Source organism: Amycolatopsis keratiniphila (genome assembly GCF_000400635.2).
Lineage (GTDB): Bacteria > Actinomycetota > Actinomycetes > Mycobacteriales > Pseudonocardiaceae > Amycolatopsis > Amycolatopsis keratiniphila.
The window spans coordinates 1,965,168-1,982,560 of the sequence record NC_021252.1 but is presented as its reverse complement, the minus strand read 5'-3'; the positions used below and the strand labels follow the sequence as shown (position 1 = coordinate 1,982,560).

Annotated in this window: 10 protein-coding genes; all 10 read right to left on the bottom strand. The window is 69.6% G+C overall.

The annotated features are described in order from the left end of the window. Position 1: 1 nt before the first annotated feature. Positions 2-5,821 carry a type I polyketide synthase gene (locus AORI_RS50210; protein ID WP_016332231.1) on the bottom strand — a complete coding sequence of 1,940 codons (5,820 nt, stop codon included), beginning with the start codon at positions 5,819-5,821 and terminating at the stop codon, positions 2-4. A 408-nt stretch (positions 5,822-6,229) separates the two neighbouring features. Beyond that, complete coding sequence (locus AORI_RS50205; protein WP_016332230.1) at positions 6,230-7,180, bottom strand: carboxymuconolactone decarboxylase family protein; 951 nt, start codon at positions 7,178-7,180, stop codon at positions 6,230-6,232. Positions 7,181-7,182: 2 nt separating this feature from the next. Then, entirely contained in the window at positions 7,183-8,835 is a 1,653-nt protein-coding gene (locus AORI_RS50200) for a GMC family oxidoreductase N-terminal domain-containing protein (RefSeq protein ID WP_016332229.1), read from the bottom strand. Next, positions 8,832-9,389 (bottom strand): DUF5987 family protein, encoded by a 558-nt coding sequence (locus AORI_RS50195; RefSeq protein ID WP_016332228.1) that lies wholly within the window; start codon positions 9,387-9,389, stop codon positions 8,832-8,834. Before AORI_RS50195 ends, AORI_RS50200 begins: the two co-directional genes overlap by 4 nt. Before the next feature lie 5 nt (positions 9,390-9,394). Next, positions 9,395-10,747 carry a cytochrome P450 gene (locus AORI_RS50190; protein WP_016332227.1) on the bottom strand — a complete coding sequence of 451 codons (1,353 nt, stop codon included), beginning with the start codon at positions 10,745-10,747 and terminating at the stop codon, positions 9,395-9,397. After that, on the bottom strand, positions 10,744-11,733 hold the full coding sequence (locus AORI_RS50185) for a hypothetical protein (protein ID WP_016332226.1): 990 nt from the start codon (positions 11,731-11,733) through the stop codon (positions 10,744-10,746). Before AORI_RS50185 ends, AORI_RS50190 begins: the two co-directional genes overlap by 4 nt. After that, complete coding sequence (locus AORI_RS50180; protein WP_016332225.1) at positions 11,730-13,694, bottom strand: CRTAC1 family protein; 1,965 nt, start codon at positions 13,692-13,694, stop codon at positions 11,730-11,732. Before AORI_RS50180 ends, AORI_RS50185 begins: the two co-directional genes overlap by 4 nt. Beyond that, complete coding sequence (locus AORI_RS50175; RefSeq protein ID WP_267283979.1) at positions 13,691-14,644, bottom strand: DUF1702 family protein; 954 nt, start codon at positions 14,642-14,644, stop codon at positions 13,691-13,693. Before AORI_RS50175 ends, AORI_RS50180 begins: the two co-directional genes overlap by 4 nt. A gap of 159 nt (positions 14,645-14,803) precedes the next feature. Then, positions 14,804-15,706: a helix-turn-helix domain-containing protein gene (locus tag AORI_RS50170; protein WP_420806976.1), complete on the bottom strand. Its 903-nt coding sequence runs from the start codon at positions 15,704-15,706 to the stop codon at positions 14,804-14,806. A gap of 235 nt (positions 15,707-15,941) precedes the next feature. Next, the gene (locus tag AORI_RS50165; protein ID WP_016332222.1) at positions 15,942-17,387 is read right to left on the bottom strand and encodes a SagB family peptide dehydrogenase; all 1,446 of its coding nucleotides are present in this window, start codon (positions 17,385-17,387) and stop codon (positions 15,942-15,944) included. Positions 17,388-17,393 lie beyond the last annotated feature (6 nt).

The window sequence follows — 17,393 nt, the reverse complement described above, 5'->3', positions numbered from 1 at the left end:
GTCAGCTCTCCTCTCCCTGGAGCACCGCGAAGACGACGGGATCGGTCCGGTCGTTGACGGTCGTCACCCAGGTGGCGATGCGGGCACCGCCGTGGGAAAGCACCGCCCAGCCGTCCGGGTCGACCCGGTGCACGGTGAGCGCCTGTGTCATGTCCCCGGTCTTGCGCACGCATTCCAGTGCGCTCCAGACCCTGGTGTGCGCCACCGAAAGCGGCTCGCGGGCGTCCGCGGCCAGCAGTTCGCCCACCGCGAGCAGATCCTCGCCGAGCAGGCCGGCCCAGTCCTCCGGCGTCCGTTCGATCGCCGTTTCGACGTCACACGCGATCCGTCCGGCGCCCGCGATGGCCAGGGTGAGGTCGGCGCTGTGCGACGCGCTCACCTCGACCCCGTCGGCCTCCGGTTTCCCGTCCGGGCGGTAGCGGATCTCCAGCGGCGCGTCGACGGCTCGGCCGGCGGCCAGTGCCGTCTGCGCCCGCCGCTCCGGCGTGGTCTCCACGGGAACGCCCACCGGATCCGGTTCGACGACGATCGCGCGGGACGAGCCGAGCAGCCGTTCGACGGAACGCTCCAAATAGGACCCGAGCATCGACGGGACCCAAGGCCCTTCGCCGTCACGCTTGCGCACCGCGCGCAGCTTCAGCCCTTCCCACCGCTCGACCAGCTTCCCGTCGGGGTTGCGGACGTCGAGGTCGTAGACGTAGCTGTCACCGTCCTGCGAACGCTCGCGGGCGTCGAGGAGCACGTACTCCGGGTGCTGCTCACCGGGTTCGGCGAGGTACAGCCGCTCGATCCCTTGCGGCAGCAGGGTCGCGTCCGGGACACAGCACTGGATCGCGTGCATCATCGCGTCGCGGGTGCCCGGGTCGGCCAGGAGCTGCTCCTGCGGGAGGAACGGCGCGAACCAGTCGACCTCGGCACCGGTGGCGACCTCCGCGACCGCGTGCCGCGCGCTGGCCCGCCGGTATCCGGTGACCCGCTGGAATCGCTTGCCCTGGAACAGAACCGTGCCGTAGAGCTCGGTCGTCGGGTCCACCGGCACCGGCGGCAGCGCGACGTCGCGGGCGACGGTGTCACCGAGCGGATCCGGCCGCGAGAAGCTCAGCCGGGCCCGGAAGTGGTCGGCGCTGAAGCCGGTCTCCCCGCTGCGCAGCACCACGTCCACCGTTTCGGCGTCCCTGGCCAGCGCGGCGAGCCGGATCGTGGTCGACCCGCCCGGCGAGACGATGATCGGGCGCAGGAACTCGACGTCGGAGAACACCGGCGCCGGCAGCGTTTCCGCGGCCAGCGCGGCCTTGGCGACCTGGGTCATCGCCTCCATGCCGATCACCGCCGGGAACAGCAGCTGACCGTCGAGCAGGTGGTCGGCCAGATACGGGTCGCTGCCCGCGGACAGGTCGGCCTCGGTGATCAGCTCGACCCCCGGGTAGTGCACGACGGCGCGGTCGACGAAGCGGGTCAGCGGCAGTTCGCGCTTCTCCACCGGAAGGGTGGCCAGCCCGGCGGTGCGGCCGCAGACGACCAGTACCGACGGGGCGGCCGGGTCGCCGACGACCTGGCGGAGGATCTCGATGCCCTCCTCGGTCGGGATGGGGGTGATGCCGTCGCGCATCAACGCGCTGACCACACCGAGCTTTTCGCCCATCCCGGTGCCGGACCAGACCGACCATTCGAGCGCGATCGCCTTGGCCCGGGGGTGTTCCTGGCCGAACCGCACGGTCAGTTCGGTCATCCAGTCGTTGGCCGTGGCGTAGTGCGCCTCACCGCGCAGGCCCGCCCGGCCGATGATGCTGCCGAAGGTCACCAGCAGCTTGATCTTGTCCTTGTCGACGGCGTCGAGGACGGCGTTGAGACCACCGATCTTCGGCGCCAGCGTCTTGCGGAAGCTCTCTTCGGTCAAGGAGAACAGCGCGGCGGGCTCGTTGCGGCCCGCGCCGTGCAGCACCGCGGTGACCGGGCCGAATTCGGCCTGCACCCGGCCGATCGCGTCGGCCACCTGCCGTCCGTCGGTGACGTCGGCACGCTCGTAGCGGTAGGTGATGCCCGCCGCCGCCATGCGGCCGAGGTTCTCCGACAGTTCGGCGTCGTCGGCCGGGTCGCTCCGGCCGAGCAGTGCCAGCTTCGCGCCGGAATCCTTGGCCAGCGCCAACGCGCTCTCGGCGGTGATGCCCTTCCCGCCGCCCGTGACGAGCAGGACGTCGCCGGTGTCCAGCGGGGTGCCTTCGGCCTCGGCCGGGGTCAGCGCCGCGAGCTTCGGCACCGTGCGGACTCCGGCGGTGTCGTAGCGGACTTCGCTGAAGTCGGTCGTCGCCGCCACTTCGGTGACCACAGTGGACACCGCGGCGTCGAGGGCTTCGGGGTCGACCGGGCCGAGGTCGGCGAGGTCGACGATCGTGGTGCGGGCCGACGGGTCCTCCAGCCGGAGCGTCTTCGCCAGCCCCGAGGCGCCGAGACCGTGCTGCACCACGACGAACCGCGTGCCGTTGGGCGCGGCCAGCACCGCGCGGCCCGCGTCCAGGAACAGGCCGACGTCGCCGGAAGCGCTGTCGGCGTTCAGGCAGAGGAGGACACCGTCGCCGACGCCCGCCGTGGCCAATGCCGCGCGCAGCGGCTCCGCCAGTGGGTGACCGGCCGGGGCGAACGCCGTCCACTCCGCGGTGGAGATACCCGTGGCGAGATCGGGCGACGGCTTCGGCGCGACGACGTACTCCACCGCGAACGGCCGGACCCACGGGCCGACGCCGGCGACCTCGGCCTGGTTGCTGTCGGCGGGTTTGGCGGTCTGCGCGAGCTCGTCGATCATCTCGGCGAGTTCGCCGAGGCACACGGTCGCGAAGTTCGGCATACCCTCCAGCGCCGGCCGGCCGAGCGCCCTGGTCACGTCGTTGACCAGCTGGCCGACGGTGATCGACGAAAGGTGCAGATCGTCGAGGGGATGCGTGTCGGCGGTGACCGCTTCGAGCGGCAGCTCGACCCGTTCGGACGCGAGCTTGCGCAGCAGGTCGAGGGTGCTGCTGCCACCGCTTTCCGAGGCCGTTCCGGCGGCGGCCTCGGCGGGCTCGGCGACTCGGTCGCGGGTCAGCACGGCGCCGATGGACGGCGCGGCCTCGCACGGGCTGGCGAGGAACGAGAACTCGCCGTCCGCGGGCAGGGCCCGCACGACCCGGCCGTCGAACAGCGTGGACGTCTCCAGCTGCGCGCCGAACGCGAACGCGGCACCGGCGACCTTCAGCACCGGCGCGAGCGTCAGGCTGTCGGTGTCGATCGAAAGCACCGGGGTACCGGGCGCGATGGTGCCGAGCAGGCCGGTGAGCACGCGGCCGGGGCCGACCTCGATCACCAGGTCGCTGCGCTCGGCGACCTTCGCGGCCGCCTCACGGAAGCGGACCGGCAGGACCACCTGGTCGCGCAGCAGATCGCGCAGGTCTTCGGCGGCGTGCAGGACGTCACCGGTCACCGTGGAGACGACGGGCCGGTCGAGCCGCGCGAAGTCGATCGCGGCGAGTTCCCCGGTCATCGCCTCGGCGGCCGGGACGACCGCGGGCGAGTGGAAGGCGTGCGAGACGTTGATGCGGGCGGCGGTGACCCCTTCCGCGCGGGCACGGGCGACCACGCGGTCGATCGCCTCCGCCGGTCCGGAAAGGACAGTCTGCTCGGGGGCGTTGTAGCCCGCGATGACGACCTCTTCGCCCTCGGCCAGGCCCTCGGCGACACTCGGCGTGGCCGCGATCGCCGCCATGGCCCCGTCCCCGTCGCTGGCGGTCGCCATCACCTTGCCGCGGATCTTGGCCAGTTTGAGCACTTCGCGTTCGGTGAGCGCGCCGCCCCAGTGCAGGGCGGTGAGCTCGCCGAGGCTGTGGCCCGTGACCGTGGCCGCCTCGATGCCGAGGCTCTTCAGCACCCGCAGCCCGGCCAGCGAACCGGTGACGATGCGCGGCTGGGCGACGTCGGTGGCGACCTGGTCGGCGCCGGTGGACAGGTTCGCGGCGCGGTAGATGTCGTCGGCGTGCGCGAAGCGTTTGCGCAGCGCGCCGACCCTGCCCTGCCCGGAACCCTGGCCGGGGAACAGGAACCCGATCTTCGGGGACTGGGAGCGGGATCCGGCGAAGATGCCTTCCTTGGCGGAGAAGACTTCCGGCTCCCCCTCACCGAGAAGGTCGAGGAGTTTGGCCAGTTTGCGCTCGGCGTCGTCCGGTCCGGCCGCGACGACCGCCGCCCGGACCGGTTTCCCGGACAGCTCGGCCGAAAGCGTGCCCGCGAGGTCCGCGAGTTCCGCGAACGAGAGCTTCGGGACGACCTCCAGCAGGCCGGTCACCTTGCCACGCAACGACGCGGCGTCGTCGGCGTCGAGGAGCAGCAGTTCACTGTCCTGCCGTCCGGCGACCAGCGACCTGGTCCGCTCGTCGAGCTCCTTGCGACGGGCCGCGCCCGGCGCTTCGGTGACGGTGACGTGCGAGTTGATGCCGCCGAACCCCATCGCGGAGACACCGGCGCGGACCGGCTGGTCCGAGGGCCACAGCCCGGCCTCGGCGGGCACGTACATCCGCGCCGAGTCGCCGACCAGCGACTCGTGCGGTTCGAAATGGCCGGTCGCGGGCGGGATGACCTGGTGGTACACCGCCAAGGTCGCCTTGATCAGCCCGGCGACCCCGGCCGCGGCCTTGGTGTGGCCGATGTTGCCCTTGATCGTGCTCAGCGCGGCCCGCTCGGCGAGCGGATCGGCGTCGCGGCGGGCGGTGGAGAGCGCCTCGATTTCGGTGGCGTCGCCCAGTGCGGTCCCGGTGCCGTGGCCCTCGAAGTAGGAAACGGTCTCGACGCCGTACCCCGCCTTGTCGTACGCCCGCTTGAGCGCGAGGCGGTGCCCCGAGGCCTCGGGGCGGGTGATGCCGCCCTTGCCGTCGGACGAGACGCCCCAGCCGCCGATGGTGGCGTAGATCCGCTTGCCCTGCGCGATCGCGTCCTCCTCGCGCATCAGCACGAGCATGCCGGACCCCTCGCCGGGCCAGAACCCGTTGGAATCGGCGTCGTAGACCTTCATCTCGCGTTTGGCGAGCGCGCCGGTCTTGGCGAACCCGATCACCTCGAACGGGTCGATCGACAAGTCGACACCGCCCGCGATGGCGACGTCGAGGTCGCCCTCCGAAAGCGCGTTCGCCGCCGTGACCACGGAAAGCAGCGACGACGAACAGGCACCGTCCACAGTGAACCCGCCGCCGCCGAAGTCGAAGAAGTTGCAGACCCGGCCGGCGATCGTGTTCGCCAGCCCGCCCGCGAGCGTGTCCTCGTCGATCTCCGGGAAGGGGGCCTTGTACTGCGCCTCGAGATCGTGGAGGAACTCGGCGGTGTCGCCGTCGGCCCAGCCGCGCTCGGCGAGCGCCGCCGCCACCGTGCGGCGCACGTACGGCCAGCGCAGCCGCATGATGTTGGCACGGGAGAACTCGCCGGTGAGGCTGTTGCCGATGACCACGCCGGTGGCGGGCTTCGGCAGCCCCTCGCCCTCGGGGAAGCCCGCGTCGGCCAGCGCCTGCGCGGCGACGTCGAGGGCCAGCCAGTGCGTGGTGTCGGTCGAACGGAACGTGCTGCCCGCGACCTTGTACTTGATCCGGTCGAATTCGTAGTCGCGGAGGACCGCGGCCTTCTGGGCGTAGAAACGGTCCGGAGCCTTGGGGTCGGGCGAGTAGTAATCCTCGCGGTTCATCCGCTCGTCGGGCAGCCTCCGGAACGCCCGGCGGCCGGCGAGGACGTTCTCCCACAGCTCTTCCGGGGAACCGGCGTCCGGGTATCGGAGACCGATACCGACAATCGAAATCCGCTCAACGCTCATGCCACCGCACTCCCCTAGCTCTCAACCACTCAAGTCACGGAATCCGGTCCCGGCGCCGGTTCTGTCCCCAGATACGCGGCCGCCGTCCGTTCGCGCAGTCCGGTCAAGCATGAACCGGGGGCGGACGCGGAGTCTTCTCTCAAGTTGTTGACCGGGATCGGTCATCCGCCCGAGTGATCCGGCCCTGGCACGTTCGCGATGGCGGTCAACGGAGTCCCGCGGCCTGGTCGGTGGTGGGGTGAAGGCTCCCTTCGCCGCGTCTAACGCGGTGAAGGGAGCCTTCATACCGGTCACTTACCCGCGCCGACCACGTTTTCCGCCGGCACCCACCGACGACGCGAAAGCCACTTCCGCAACGTTGAACGTTGCGAAAGTGGCTTTCGCGTCATAAACAGGCAGTACTCCGCACTAACCAGGAAGCGGGGCGACCGAAACAGCGCGGGCGGCGGCGGTGAAACCCGCCCACCCCACCAACTCGACCAGTTCCCGGTCTCCCAGTCCCGCCGCCGCCACCAAAGCGTCGTCCACCTGATAAGGCGCCTTCGCGACCACCAAGGCCAAACGGACCGCGGGATCGTCGAAGGCCTCCACCCAGGACCGGCTCAACCCGGGTGGCGCACCGTCCCAAGTAGACAGTTCTCGCTCCACGACGTCCCGCACCGACGAAGGCACCGGCAACGCGGCGAACGCCGACGCGGCGCGGGAGAACGCGTCCTCGACCACGGGATTGCCCGCGGCCCAGGCGAAATCCCGGGAGCCCACCGGCAACAGGTCCAGCGACTCCCCCGGCGCGGCCCCGGTCACCGGCCGAAGGAACCGCCCCAAGACGGCCTTCGCCTTCGCCCGCGCCGAATCCGGCACGGACGACGGCAGCGGTGACGGCCCGAGGAAAACGCTCACCACCCGGTTCAGGTAGTGGAACGTGAACGCGACCGCGGTCAGCTCCGCCCGGGCCCCCGCCGAAAGGATTCCCGTACGAGGATCCGTCACGGGCCGCCCCGAGGCGATCGCCGCGGCCTCCACAGAGCGCCCGAGCGAGTCCAGCGCCATCCCGTGGACCTCGACACAGTACGGACACGAGTTCCCTCGCGACACCACCGTCGCGACGATCTCCCGGTCCGCCCGGCTCGTCTCCCCCGCCGCCACCAGCGATTCCCGCAGCATCACCCAGCTCGCCGCGAGCACCGGCGGTGACGGCGAATGCACCGCGACCGGCGGGGCCAGCATCCCGAAATCGCGTTCCAGCCGTCCGTAGACGTCGCGCACGAGCCCGGTCGCCCGGCCGAAGGGCACCGGCCGGACGTACCGGGCTTCACGCACCGCGCGCCGCAGCGCGAGCTTCACCAGCACGGGTGCCACGCTCAGCTCCCGGCCACCAGCGACAGCTTGCCGACGGCCCGCCGCCCCGTGATCGAACCGTCCGGGGCGGGAGCGCCGTAGGTGACGTCGACACCGCGAGCCTGCAACGCCCGCACGATCCCCGGCACCGAACGCTCGGCCAGGGCCGCGATCGTCATCGCCGGGTTCACCGTCAGCGCGCCCGGTACGGAAGCGCTGTCGGTCACGAAGATCCCGGGGTGGTCGCGGAGTTCGTGGTTCGGGTGCAGCGCCGAGGTCGCCGGGTCGTCACCGATCCGGCACGACGCCAGCGGGTGCACGGTGTACGCGCCGACGACGTCGTTGGTCCACGGCGCCACCTTCGCCAGGCCGTCCTTCTCGAGGATCTCCTTGCACTCCGCGTCGGCCAGCGCCCAGCCGTGCCGGGTGTTCGGCGTCGGGTCGTACTTCAGCGGACCGCGGCCGAGCATCTGCTGCGAGATGCGGTAGGCGTTGCCGGTGGGCGGCGGCGCGCCGAAGACGCCCTCGTTGTCGTCCTCGGTCATCAGGAAGATGGTCAGCCAGGAGGCCCACTTCTTGAGGATCTCCTTCTTCTGCACTCCGAACCAGCGAGGCTCGTCCCCGTCGGGCACCTGCGCGAGAATCGTGCCGAGCCCGGGCGGGAAGTACAGCTGCTCCAGCGAATACCGCTCGTACTCCGGCAGCGAGCCGTCGAGCTTGTCCCAGTTCGCGACGGTCGGGCCCTTGCCGATGTGGTTGGCCTCGTAGACCTTCCCGTCTTCACGGGACAGCCCGAGCACCTCGCGCACGCGCTCCTCGTTGATGATCGCGGTGTTGAGCCGCTCCCCGTTGCCCGAGAAGTACCGGCCGACCGCGTGCGGCATGGTGCCCAGCGCCGCCTCCGAACGCTGCAGGATCACCGGTGTCGCGCCGGCGCCCGCGGCGATGATGACGATCTTCGCGTCGATCGTCCCGCTGCCGGACTGGAGCCGGTAGTCCTCGTCGTCGACGATGTTGAAGTGCACGCGGTAGTCGCCGTCGTCGATCCGCTCGATCCGCTGCACCTCGTGCAGTGGCCGGATCTTCGCGCCGTGCGCGAGCGCCGCGGGCAGGTAGTTGGTCAGCAGCGAGCGTTTCGCGTCGAACCGGCAGCCCGCCATCATGAAGTTGCAGTTCACGCAGCGGTCGTTGTCCACCGCCACCGGCGCGGGGTTGGCGGTCCGGCCGGAGTGGTTGCAGAACGCCGCCCACAGCCCGCCCGCGTACGAGACGTCGTTCCAGTCCTGTGTGGACACCGGAAGCGACTCCGAAACCCGATCGTACCAAGGTTCCAGGGTGTCACGCGTCAGCACCGAAGGCCACATGCGACGGCCGATGCTCCCGTGCCGTTCGAACACGAACTTCGGCGCGCGGGGCATCGCGGCGAAGTACACCACGCTGCCGCCGCCGACACAGTTCCCGCCGAGCACGCTCATCCCGTCGCCGACGACGAAATCGAAGGCCCGGGTGTAGGACGAGCCGAGCAGATAGTCGTGCTCGAACTCCTTCGTCTCCAGCCACGGCCCGCGTTCCAGCACGGTGACCTTCGCCCCGCCCGCGGCCAAGTGGTAGGCGGGGATGGAGCCACCGAACCCGCTGCCGACGATGACGACGTCGGTCTTGTCGTAGGCGGTCATGCGGGACTCCCGGAAGGCGTGGTGTCGGGGTGGACTCGGGCCAGCTCGCGGCGGTAGGAGAACTTGGGGAACCGCCACAGACCGTCTTCGTCCGGCGCGGTGTACCCCATCGCCAGCAGGCCGGGGTGACCCTCGGCGATGGCTTCGGCGGTGTGCTTGTGCGCGGCGCTGTCGAAGGACATGTTGCAGAACAAGGCGAGGCTGACCCAGCCGTCCTTCTCCGGATGTCCCGGCGCGGTCAGCGACCGCACGAGCGCCGTCCTGTCCGCGAAGGACAATGCGACGAACGCCGGCAGCGACTCGTCCAGCGTGATGTCGTGTTCCTTGGCGTAGACCTTCGCGTGGTCGTTGAGGGACTGCGCCAGATAGGGCAGCCCGACGGTCACCCCGGTCGCCTCGGTGTGCAGCAGTTCGAGCGCGCCCGCCGCGACCGCGCCCGGCCCCGGCGAAGCGCCGGCGATGGCGTGGTCGCCGGGGAAACGCTTCTCCCCCGGCACGATCGTGTCCGCGTAGGCCTCCAAAGTGGACACCTCGACCTGTTCGTCCGAATCCACGGAACCTACCTCCTGTTCCTGGTGTGCACGGTCATCGGCAGCCCGCCGCGCACCCGGAGCGACAGCATCGCCTCGGGAACCACGTCGTAGCCCGGGAGCTTTCTGAGTTCGAGGTCGCGCAGGACCATCGTCAGCACGAAGACGGCCTCCATCACGCCGAGGCTGTTGCCGATGCAGAACCGCGGCCCGGCGCCGAACGGGATGTAGGCGTAGCGGGGCCGCCCGCTCGGCCGGTCCGGGTCGAACCGGTCCGGATCGAACCTCTCCGGCTCCGGCCAGAAATCCGGATGCCGGTGCAGGGTGAAGGGCACGACGACGACGTCGGATCCGGCGGGGATGTGATAGCCGCCGATCTCGTCGTCGGCCTGCGCCACCCTCGGCAGCAGCCACACCGGCGGGTACAGGCGCATGACCTCTTCGACGACCCTCGCCGTGTACGGCAGCCGATGCAGATCCTCGTGCGTCGGCAGCTGGTCGCCCAGTACCGCGTCGGCCTCGGCACGCAGTTTCGCCGCGATCTCCGGATGCTCGTCGAGCAGATGGAACGCCCACCCCAGCGTGCTCGCCGTCGTCTCGTGCCCGGCCAGCAGCAGCGTGATCAGCTCGTCGCGCATCTGCCCACGGGTCCCGTCGGTGGCGATGAGGCGCGAAAGCACGTCCTCGCCGTTCTCGACCGGGTTGGCCAGCCGCTGCTCGACGAGTTCGTCGGCGATGCGGCGGAGGTCGTCCCGCGATTCCCGGAACCGCAGCTGTTTCTTCAGCGGCGCCCACTGCGGGACCATGCTCAGCGTCACCGCTTCGAACATCGCCTGGTCCTGCACCGCCTCGAACGAGTGCCCCAGCGAGGTGAACCCGCCCAGGTCCGCGTCGAGCAGCGTCTTGCCGAGCACGCCGAGGGTCAGCCCGGTCATCTCGTGCAGGATCTCCACCGGTCCCTCGGTGTCCCGCAAGCGTTTCACGAGTCCTTCGACCTCGTTCGCGACGACCGAGGCCTGCCGTGCGATCCGCTTGGGCTGGAACACCGGCTGGATGGTCCGGCGCTGCTTCTTCCAGACGTCGCCGTCACTGGTGAGCAACCCGTCGCCGAGTGCCCGTCTCGCCTCCTGGAGGCCGATTCCCTTGTGGTAGTTGGCCGCGTTGTCCGCGAGTACGTGTTTCGCCAGTTCGGGGTGGTTCACCAGGTACATCGTCTTGGGACCGATCGCGATCCGGACGACGTCCCCGTGTGCCTCCGCCGAGTCCGACATGAGCGCCAGCCGATCGGTGAAGAGCTTCTTCAGCAGACCGAAGGTCGCCCGGCGCGGCGGGCCGGGCGGCGCGAGACGCGCCGCCCGGCTGCTTTCCGCACCGGGGGTCATGCCGCCACGGCCCCGGTTTCCGGCTTCTCGGCCGGCTTCGGCAAGGAGGTGATCTCGGCCGACTTCGCCTGCTCGGCCTCCCATTTCTCGGTGGCCTTCTTGGAGAAGTGCAGGCCCCACAGGAACATCCCGCGGATGAGGCAGACCAGCGCGGTGGCGAGGAACAGACCGTAAGCCACGTGCACGACCATGAAGAACCCGTACGCCAGCGCCACTCCCGAGCCGAACAGGATCTGCGACGCGGGCTTGGACGGGGTCGTCCCCGGGTCGGTGACCATGTAGTTCGTGTAGAGCACGAACGCCACACCGGTCATCATCCCGAGCGCGCCCGGGATCGCGGTGTCGAACACCAGGCCACGGATGATCGCCTGGAGCGCGAAGGTGATCAGCCAGGCGCCGATCAGCCACATGCGCTGGGTCAGCATCGCGTTGAGCACGGTGCCGGAGACGATGATGATGCCGACGATCAGCCAGCCGACCCACGAGTCGACCTGCTCGGTGAAGTGATACGGCGGGGCGATGCTCGCCCAGGGGAACACCAGCAGGATGATCGTGATGCCGAAGTTCGACGGGTTCATGTAGTGGCGGAGCCTGCCGCGCACCGGGGCCTGCAGGACCCACTTGGCGCCGACGGCGACCACGACGCCGAACATCATGACCAGCACCTGGTCGTTGACGTAGGTGAGCATGTTCAGCGCGAGACCGGTGATATGCGCGGGGAAGAGGAACTCCACCAGTCCCTTGAACCCGTTGCCCCGGAAGCGGACGCCGCGCCCCTGTGCGCGGGCCCCGATGATCTCCAGCAGGATTTCCGTGGCGTACGCCGTGGCCAGCGCGATGAACGGATAAGTGTAGGGCTGCTCGAAACCGAGCACGGTGTAGCCGATGATGTTGAAGATGGTGATCGAGATCGCGAACCGGCGCAGCGCCGTGATCGTCTTGTTGCTCTTCGGTGCGGTGAGTGTCTGCTCAGCCATGACGGTCATTTCTCCTTAGCCTGAGCGCCGAGCTGGAACGTGTGGTCGCCCGGGGTCAGCTGGACTTCCTGCGTGCGGATCTGCCCGGTCAGGTCGCGCCACTGCAGGCAGACCTTCACCGGCCCGGTGACCTTGCCCAGCCCGATCTGGATCTCGTGGCTGCGCTTGCCGGAGTGGCCGCTGCCGCCGTCGACGCGGTCCATGTACTTCTTGCCGTCGGGGGTGACGACGGTGACCTGCGCGCCGATCGCCGCGGTACCGGCCGCCTTGAGCGGACCGTCCGCCGAAGCCTTGTCGTGTACCAGCTTCAGGTTCAGGTAGGACCCGGTGCCGGGGCTGACGTTGCGGTAGAAGATCGGCTGTTCCCACTGGCGGGCCACGGCGAAGTCGAGCTTGCCGTCGCCGTCGGCGTCACCGGTGGCGATACCGCGGGTGGGCACCGGGACCGCGAGACCGAGGCGCGGGGCCAGGTCGGTGTAGCGGCCGTCGGAGCTCTTGGCCCAGAAGTGCAGCGTGTGGTCGCCACCGACGTCGTCACCGGCGACCATGTTCGGCCAGAAGTACGGGTGCTTCAGCAGTTCGTCGTTCGACGTCGCCAGCTCCTGCAGCTGCGGCCAGCGGTTGACGTCGCCCTTGACGAACCCGGTCGCCTGGGTGATCACCGATTCGCCGCTGTTGTCGTAGTCGGCGATCTTGACGTCCCAGCCCCAGCCGGACCAGGCGGTGCCGGCCTGCGCGCTGCGGTCCACCCACGGCGCCTCGCCGCCCTGCAGACGGCCACGCAGATCCGCGGTGTCCTTGGCGGTGTTCATGAACTGGAAGTGGCTTTCCTCGATACCCCAGGAGGTCGTGATGTTGCTGACGTACAGGTCGTAGAGACCGTCGTGGTCGAGGTCGGCGAAGTCGACGCCCATGCCCTTGAAGGAGTCGTTGCCGATCACCTTGGACTTCGGCTCGTTGGGCCCGCGGATGCCCTTCACCTCGGCGAATTCGACGTGACCGGGGCGGGACTTGTTGTACAGCAGGCGGTCGTGGCCGAAGTCGTTGCCGATGTAGAGCTCGGGCAGGTTGTCCCCGTCGACGTCGGTGGCGCTGGCCGCCAGCGACCAGCCGCCCTGGGAGTCGGCCGGGATGGCCTTGTCGTCGAGGGCGAACGTCGCGCTCGGCTTCGCGCCCTGCGTGGCGCCGGTGAACCTCAGGATGTACTTGCCGCCGGCGTTGTCGGCGTGCGACATCGACTTGTTCATCTCGACCCCGCCGGAGACGCGGTCGTCCAGCACCGCGCTGTCGGGGAAGTAGTTGCCGATGAAGATGTCCTGGTGGCCGTCGCCGTCGAAGTCACCGACGGAGGCGGCGTTGGTGTTCCACAGTGGACCGGAGTACTCGCCGTTCTTGGAGTTGTTGCCCGGCACCAGTTCCACCGGCTCGTAGGCCTTCGGCTCCAGCTTCGTGGCGCCCGGCTTCGAGAGGAACAGGATCGGCGTGCGGCCCCAGTAGTAGGCCAGCAGGTCGACCCGGCCGTCCTCGTTGTAGTCCGCGGGGACACAGCCCATGGGCGCGATGTACTTGCCCATCGGCAACGGTGCCGCGTCGAGCGCGAACGGCGCGTAGCGGTCGCCGCCCTTGCCCGGCGTCGGGGTGATGACGACCTGGTCGCTGCGCGGATCGACGAAGCACAGGTCGTTCGCGAGCTTGTCGCCGTCGAGGTCGTTCACCGCGATCGCGGCGCCGACCGAGGAGATCCAGGCGCGGATGTGCTCGTACTCCTTGTTCACCGTCCGGATCGACTGGCTCTTCGCCGCTTCCGGCAAGGCGATCGTCAGCGGCTCGAACGCGTACTTCGAAGCCATGGTGTCGGCTTCGGCGGTCGAGACGGTGGGCAGCTGCGCCACCACGAACAGTCCCGCCATCAGCACCAGCGCCACGATGCCCGCAAGCTGCTTGCGGAGCCAGCCCAAGGTCGCGGTCATTTCCCTGCACCTCCAGAAAGAATCGCTTCGGCGATGCGCTGTCGCCAGGTTTCGAATGCCGGGAGTTCGCCGTCGACCACGGTCGCCGGGCGCACCTCCTGGGTGATGGCCGCGGCCCGCTCGGCCGGCAGCCCGCAGATCGCCCGCGTGGCGACCTCGGTCTCGGGGATCAGCAGCCCGGCGCGGACGCGGGCTTCGGCGGCGAAAGCGCTGCCCTGGGCGAGGTTCCCGCGGTGCTCACCGGCGAACTCGGCCAGCTTCAGCAGTTCGTCACCGGTGACACCGCACGCGTAGGTCGAGGCGAGCCCGATACCGGCGTACAGGTCTCCGTGCCGCCGTTCCGGGAACCGCGCGACCGTGTCGGCGACCAGGTCGACGTCGGTGCCGCAGATGAACCACAGCGCCCGCCCGATGCCCTGGTCGATCGCCCGCAGCGCGTAGCCGTCGTTCCCGGGCGGCCAGGAGAAGTCCGGGTCCTGGAACTGCCCGTCGACGTATTTCGCCGTCTTGAAGTAGGCCTGGTGGAAGCCGTAGCCGTCGAGCACCAGCCAGCGCAGCAACGGGTCGAAGTCCTCGGCGGACGGCCAGCGGAAGCGCGGCAGGCGCGCCATCGCCCAGCCGACGCCGACGTAGATGATGTAGTCGTGCTTCTCGCCGGGGCCGTCGAGGAACCGTTCGACGTGGCGGCGGCCGCCGCCCGGCAGCCCGTCCAGCATTCCGTAACCCATTCCCGCGCCTTCGTAGGCGAAACCGCGGTATTTCACCGGAATCTGTTCGAGCCATTCTTCCGCCTGTTCGACGGACCGTGCTTCGACCGCGTGCGCGTAGCCGAGCAGGAACTTCTCACCGACGGTCTCCAGCAATTCTTGAGCGGCCGGGCTCTTCTTGTGGAAACCGCGCTTGTCCAGTGACGTCTCGGAGACGTCCGGCGTGATCATGCGACGTCTGATCGTGCGCCAACCATTGCCCAACGCACTCTCCCCCTAACGGGTGGATTCGAATTCCGGATTGCTTAAAGGCTCACATGCGTGCCGATCACGCGACCACTCCACGGTTGCGCCCGCGGTTCTCCCGGTTTGCGGGATCGGGAGACCGCGGGAACAACTCGGTCAGGCCACCGCGCGGAGGTACTCGGGAGCGGGCATGGTCATCCGGTTCCCGGCGGAGCTCGGACCGCCGGCGAGGGTGATCGCCATCGGCGCGTCGGTGGGCCGCGGGGCACGCATCGGCATCCTCAGGTGGACCCTGCCGTACCGGGTGATGTCGACGCGGCCGGGCAGCGTGCCCACGGAGAACGAGGAGGCCGCGGTCCCGGCGGCGTGCTCGGCCACCCCGATGACGGTCCATCGTCCCTCAGGGACGTTCTGGATCTCGATGTCCGCGGACAGGACGTTCGCCCTGCCCCCGAAGGCGACGGGGCCGCACTGCGGGATCGACTCGGCGAACAGTCCGATGAGGACACTCGCCGGGCCCGCCCCGCGCGGGGTCTCGACCCGTACGCTGATCGTGCCGGTGCCGCTGCGCATCGTGGCGCTGCCCATTCCGGCACTGTGCAACGCTTCCAGCGTCGGGAGGCGCTGGAAATGCGGGGCCAGCGCGACGAGCAGCTCGCCGACCTCGGGATCGCGGTACTGGGTCGGGGTCATCCCGACCGCACGGGTGAAGCGGCTGGTGAACGTGCCGACACTGCTGTAGCCGACGCTGCACACGATGTCCGACACCGTCAGCGATGTCGTCAGCAGCAGTCGTTTCGCCTCGAAGAGCCGGATCGCGGTGAGGTACCGGCCGGGGGTGATCCCGGTCGCCTTGGTGAAGATCCGCGAGAAGTGGAACGGGCTGACGAAGACTTCCGATGCCAGGTCGCCCAAGGTGATCGGGTCGAAGTACCTCGCGTGCATCGATGAGATGGCCTGCAGCACCGCAGGTTGCAAGGGGGACGCCGGCTCGGGGAGCCGACCGGGTTCGGTGACGCCTTTCTCGTTCGCCGCCATGGCGACTGTTCGTAGCTGCATCAGACCAACCTCGGATTCGCTGTCGCTTTTCCTCTGTACGCCAGCAAACGCGGTGTCGATTTCAGTGCACTCGACGAGCGATCGAGATCCGCAAGGCCGAACTCGCGTGATCCAGGGCGTGACACGCGTGATTGGGCACGGAACTCGCGTGATCAGAGGGCGATCATCGAGTTTCGCGCCCAATCACGCGAGTCACGTCTCCAATCACGCGAGTCACGCGCGGGTGCACGAAGGGTCAGACCGGGAGGTCGAGGACGCACTCGCCGACGCTGACCTCGGCGGGCCAGTCGAGCTTCAGCGCGCGATCGACGCGGTCGCCGGCGTCCACCGGGACGGCGTGCGCGGCCAGCCCCATGGCTCGAGCGACGAGGTACAGCGTCTGTTGCAGCGCACCGACGTGCGCCAGCGTGGTGGCGTACGCGCCGCCACCGAGGACGGACGCCATCCGCGGCATCCGCGCGGTCACGGTGATCAGCGCCGAGGGCCGCCGATGGTTGCCGCCACCGATCATCGCCATGTCGAGCATCGCGTCGAGGTCGGCCTCGTCGGCGTTCACCAGGGCGAGCCGGTGCTCCAGCGGGTCGTAGTGGTAGATCCCGCGATCCAGCCCCGAGCAACGGTTGACGGAGACGTACAACTCGAGTTCGTACAGGCAGGCGACGCTGAAGTACGGCCGCTGCGAAGCACTGTGCGCGGGCCCGTTCGGCAGGTGCGCGGGCCCGATGGACCGGATTCTCGCGCCACGGAACAGGAACTCGCCGATCTGCTCGGCGGTCAGCACACCCTCGGTGAATTCGGGGCAGGTGTGGTCGTTCTCCAGCAACGTCGTCAGCGTCGGGTCGGTCACCGCGCGGTCGGCCAGATCCGGCCGGTACAGCGGGTGGACCGGCCCCTCGCCGGTGGCGGCCTTGACCACCGGCGGTTTCCCGAGACCGGGCAGATCCGCCGGGCCGCCGGGCCGCCAGGTGCGGCTGGTGGTGTGGAACGAGAGTTCGTCCGGCGACCACAGGCTCAGTTCGGGATCGTCGTCCTCGGCGAACCGGCCGTCTTCGCCCGCCACCTGGACGACACCCGCGGCGACCAGATAGGACACGATCGCGCCGGCCACCGAGGCGTCGATCCCGGTGGTGGACACGATGTCCCGGACCGATTTCGCCGTCGCCAGTGTCGCCGCGACATGCACCGCCCACGGCTGGGACAGCACCACGCGGTAGCGCGCGGACGGCGACTCCAGCCCCATCCCGTCCGCGTCGGACCGCAGGGAACTGAAGCGGGACAACCGGATCGGGCGCGTGGGCGGGATCTCCACCGGCGCGAACACCGGGGCGAGCACGACCGGTATCACCGACAGCAGCGGTCCCCTGCCGTCGGCGAGCCCGAGTGAGCGCACCACGGAACCACCGAGTTCCTTGAGTACCTGCCGCAACGCGTCGGCGCCTTCGGCCGTCCAGCTCAGTTCGCCTTCGAGGTCGGGCTCCCGTTCGAAGGGCTCCCACGAAGACGTCACGTTCGCCAGCGAGACCGGCCCCAACGCCATCCGCCGCAACGATTCCAGCACCAGCGGTTCCGCGCGGTCGAACTCGTACTCGCCCCAGCGGGTGACGACCACCAGCGAGCCGTCCTCACCGATCTCGACAAGGCTGTCGTCGGTGAGCGACCACAAGGGGATCGTTTCGGCCACTCCGCC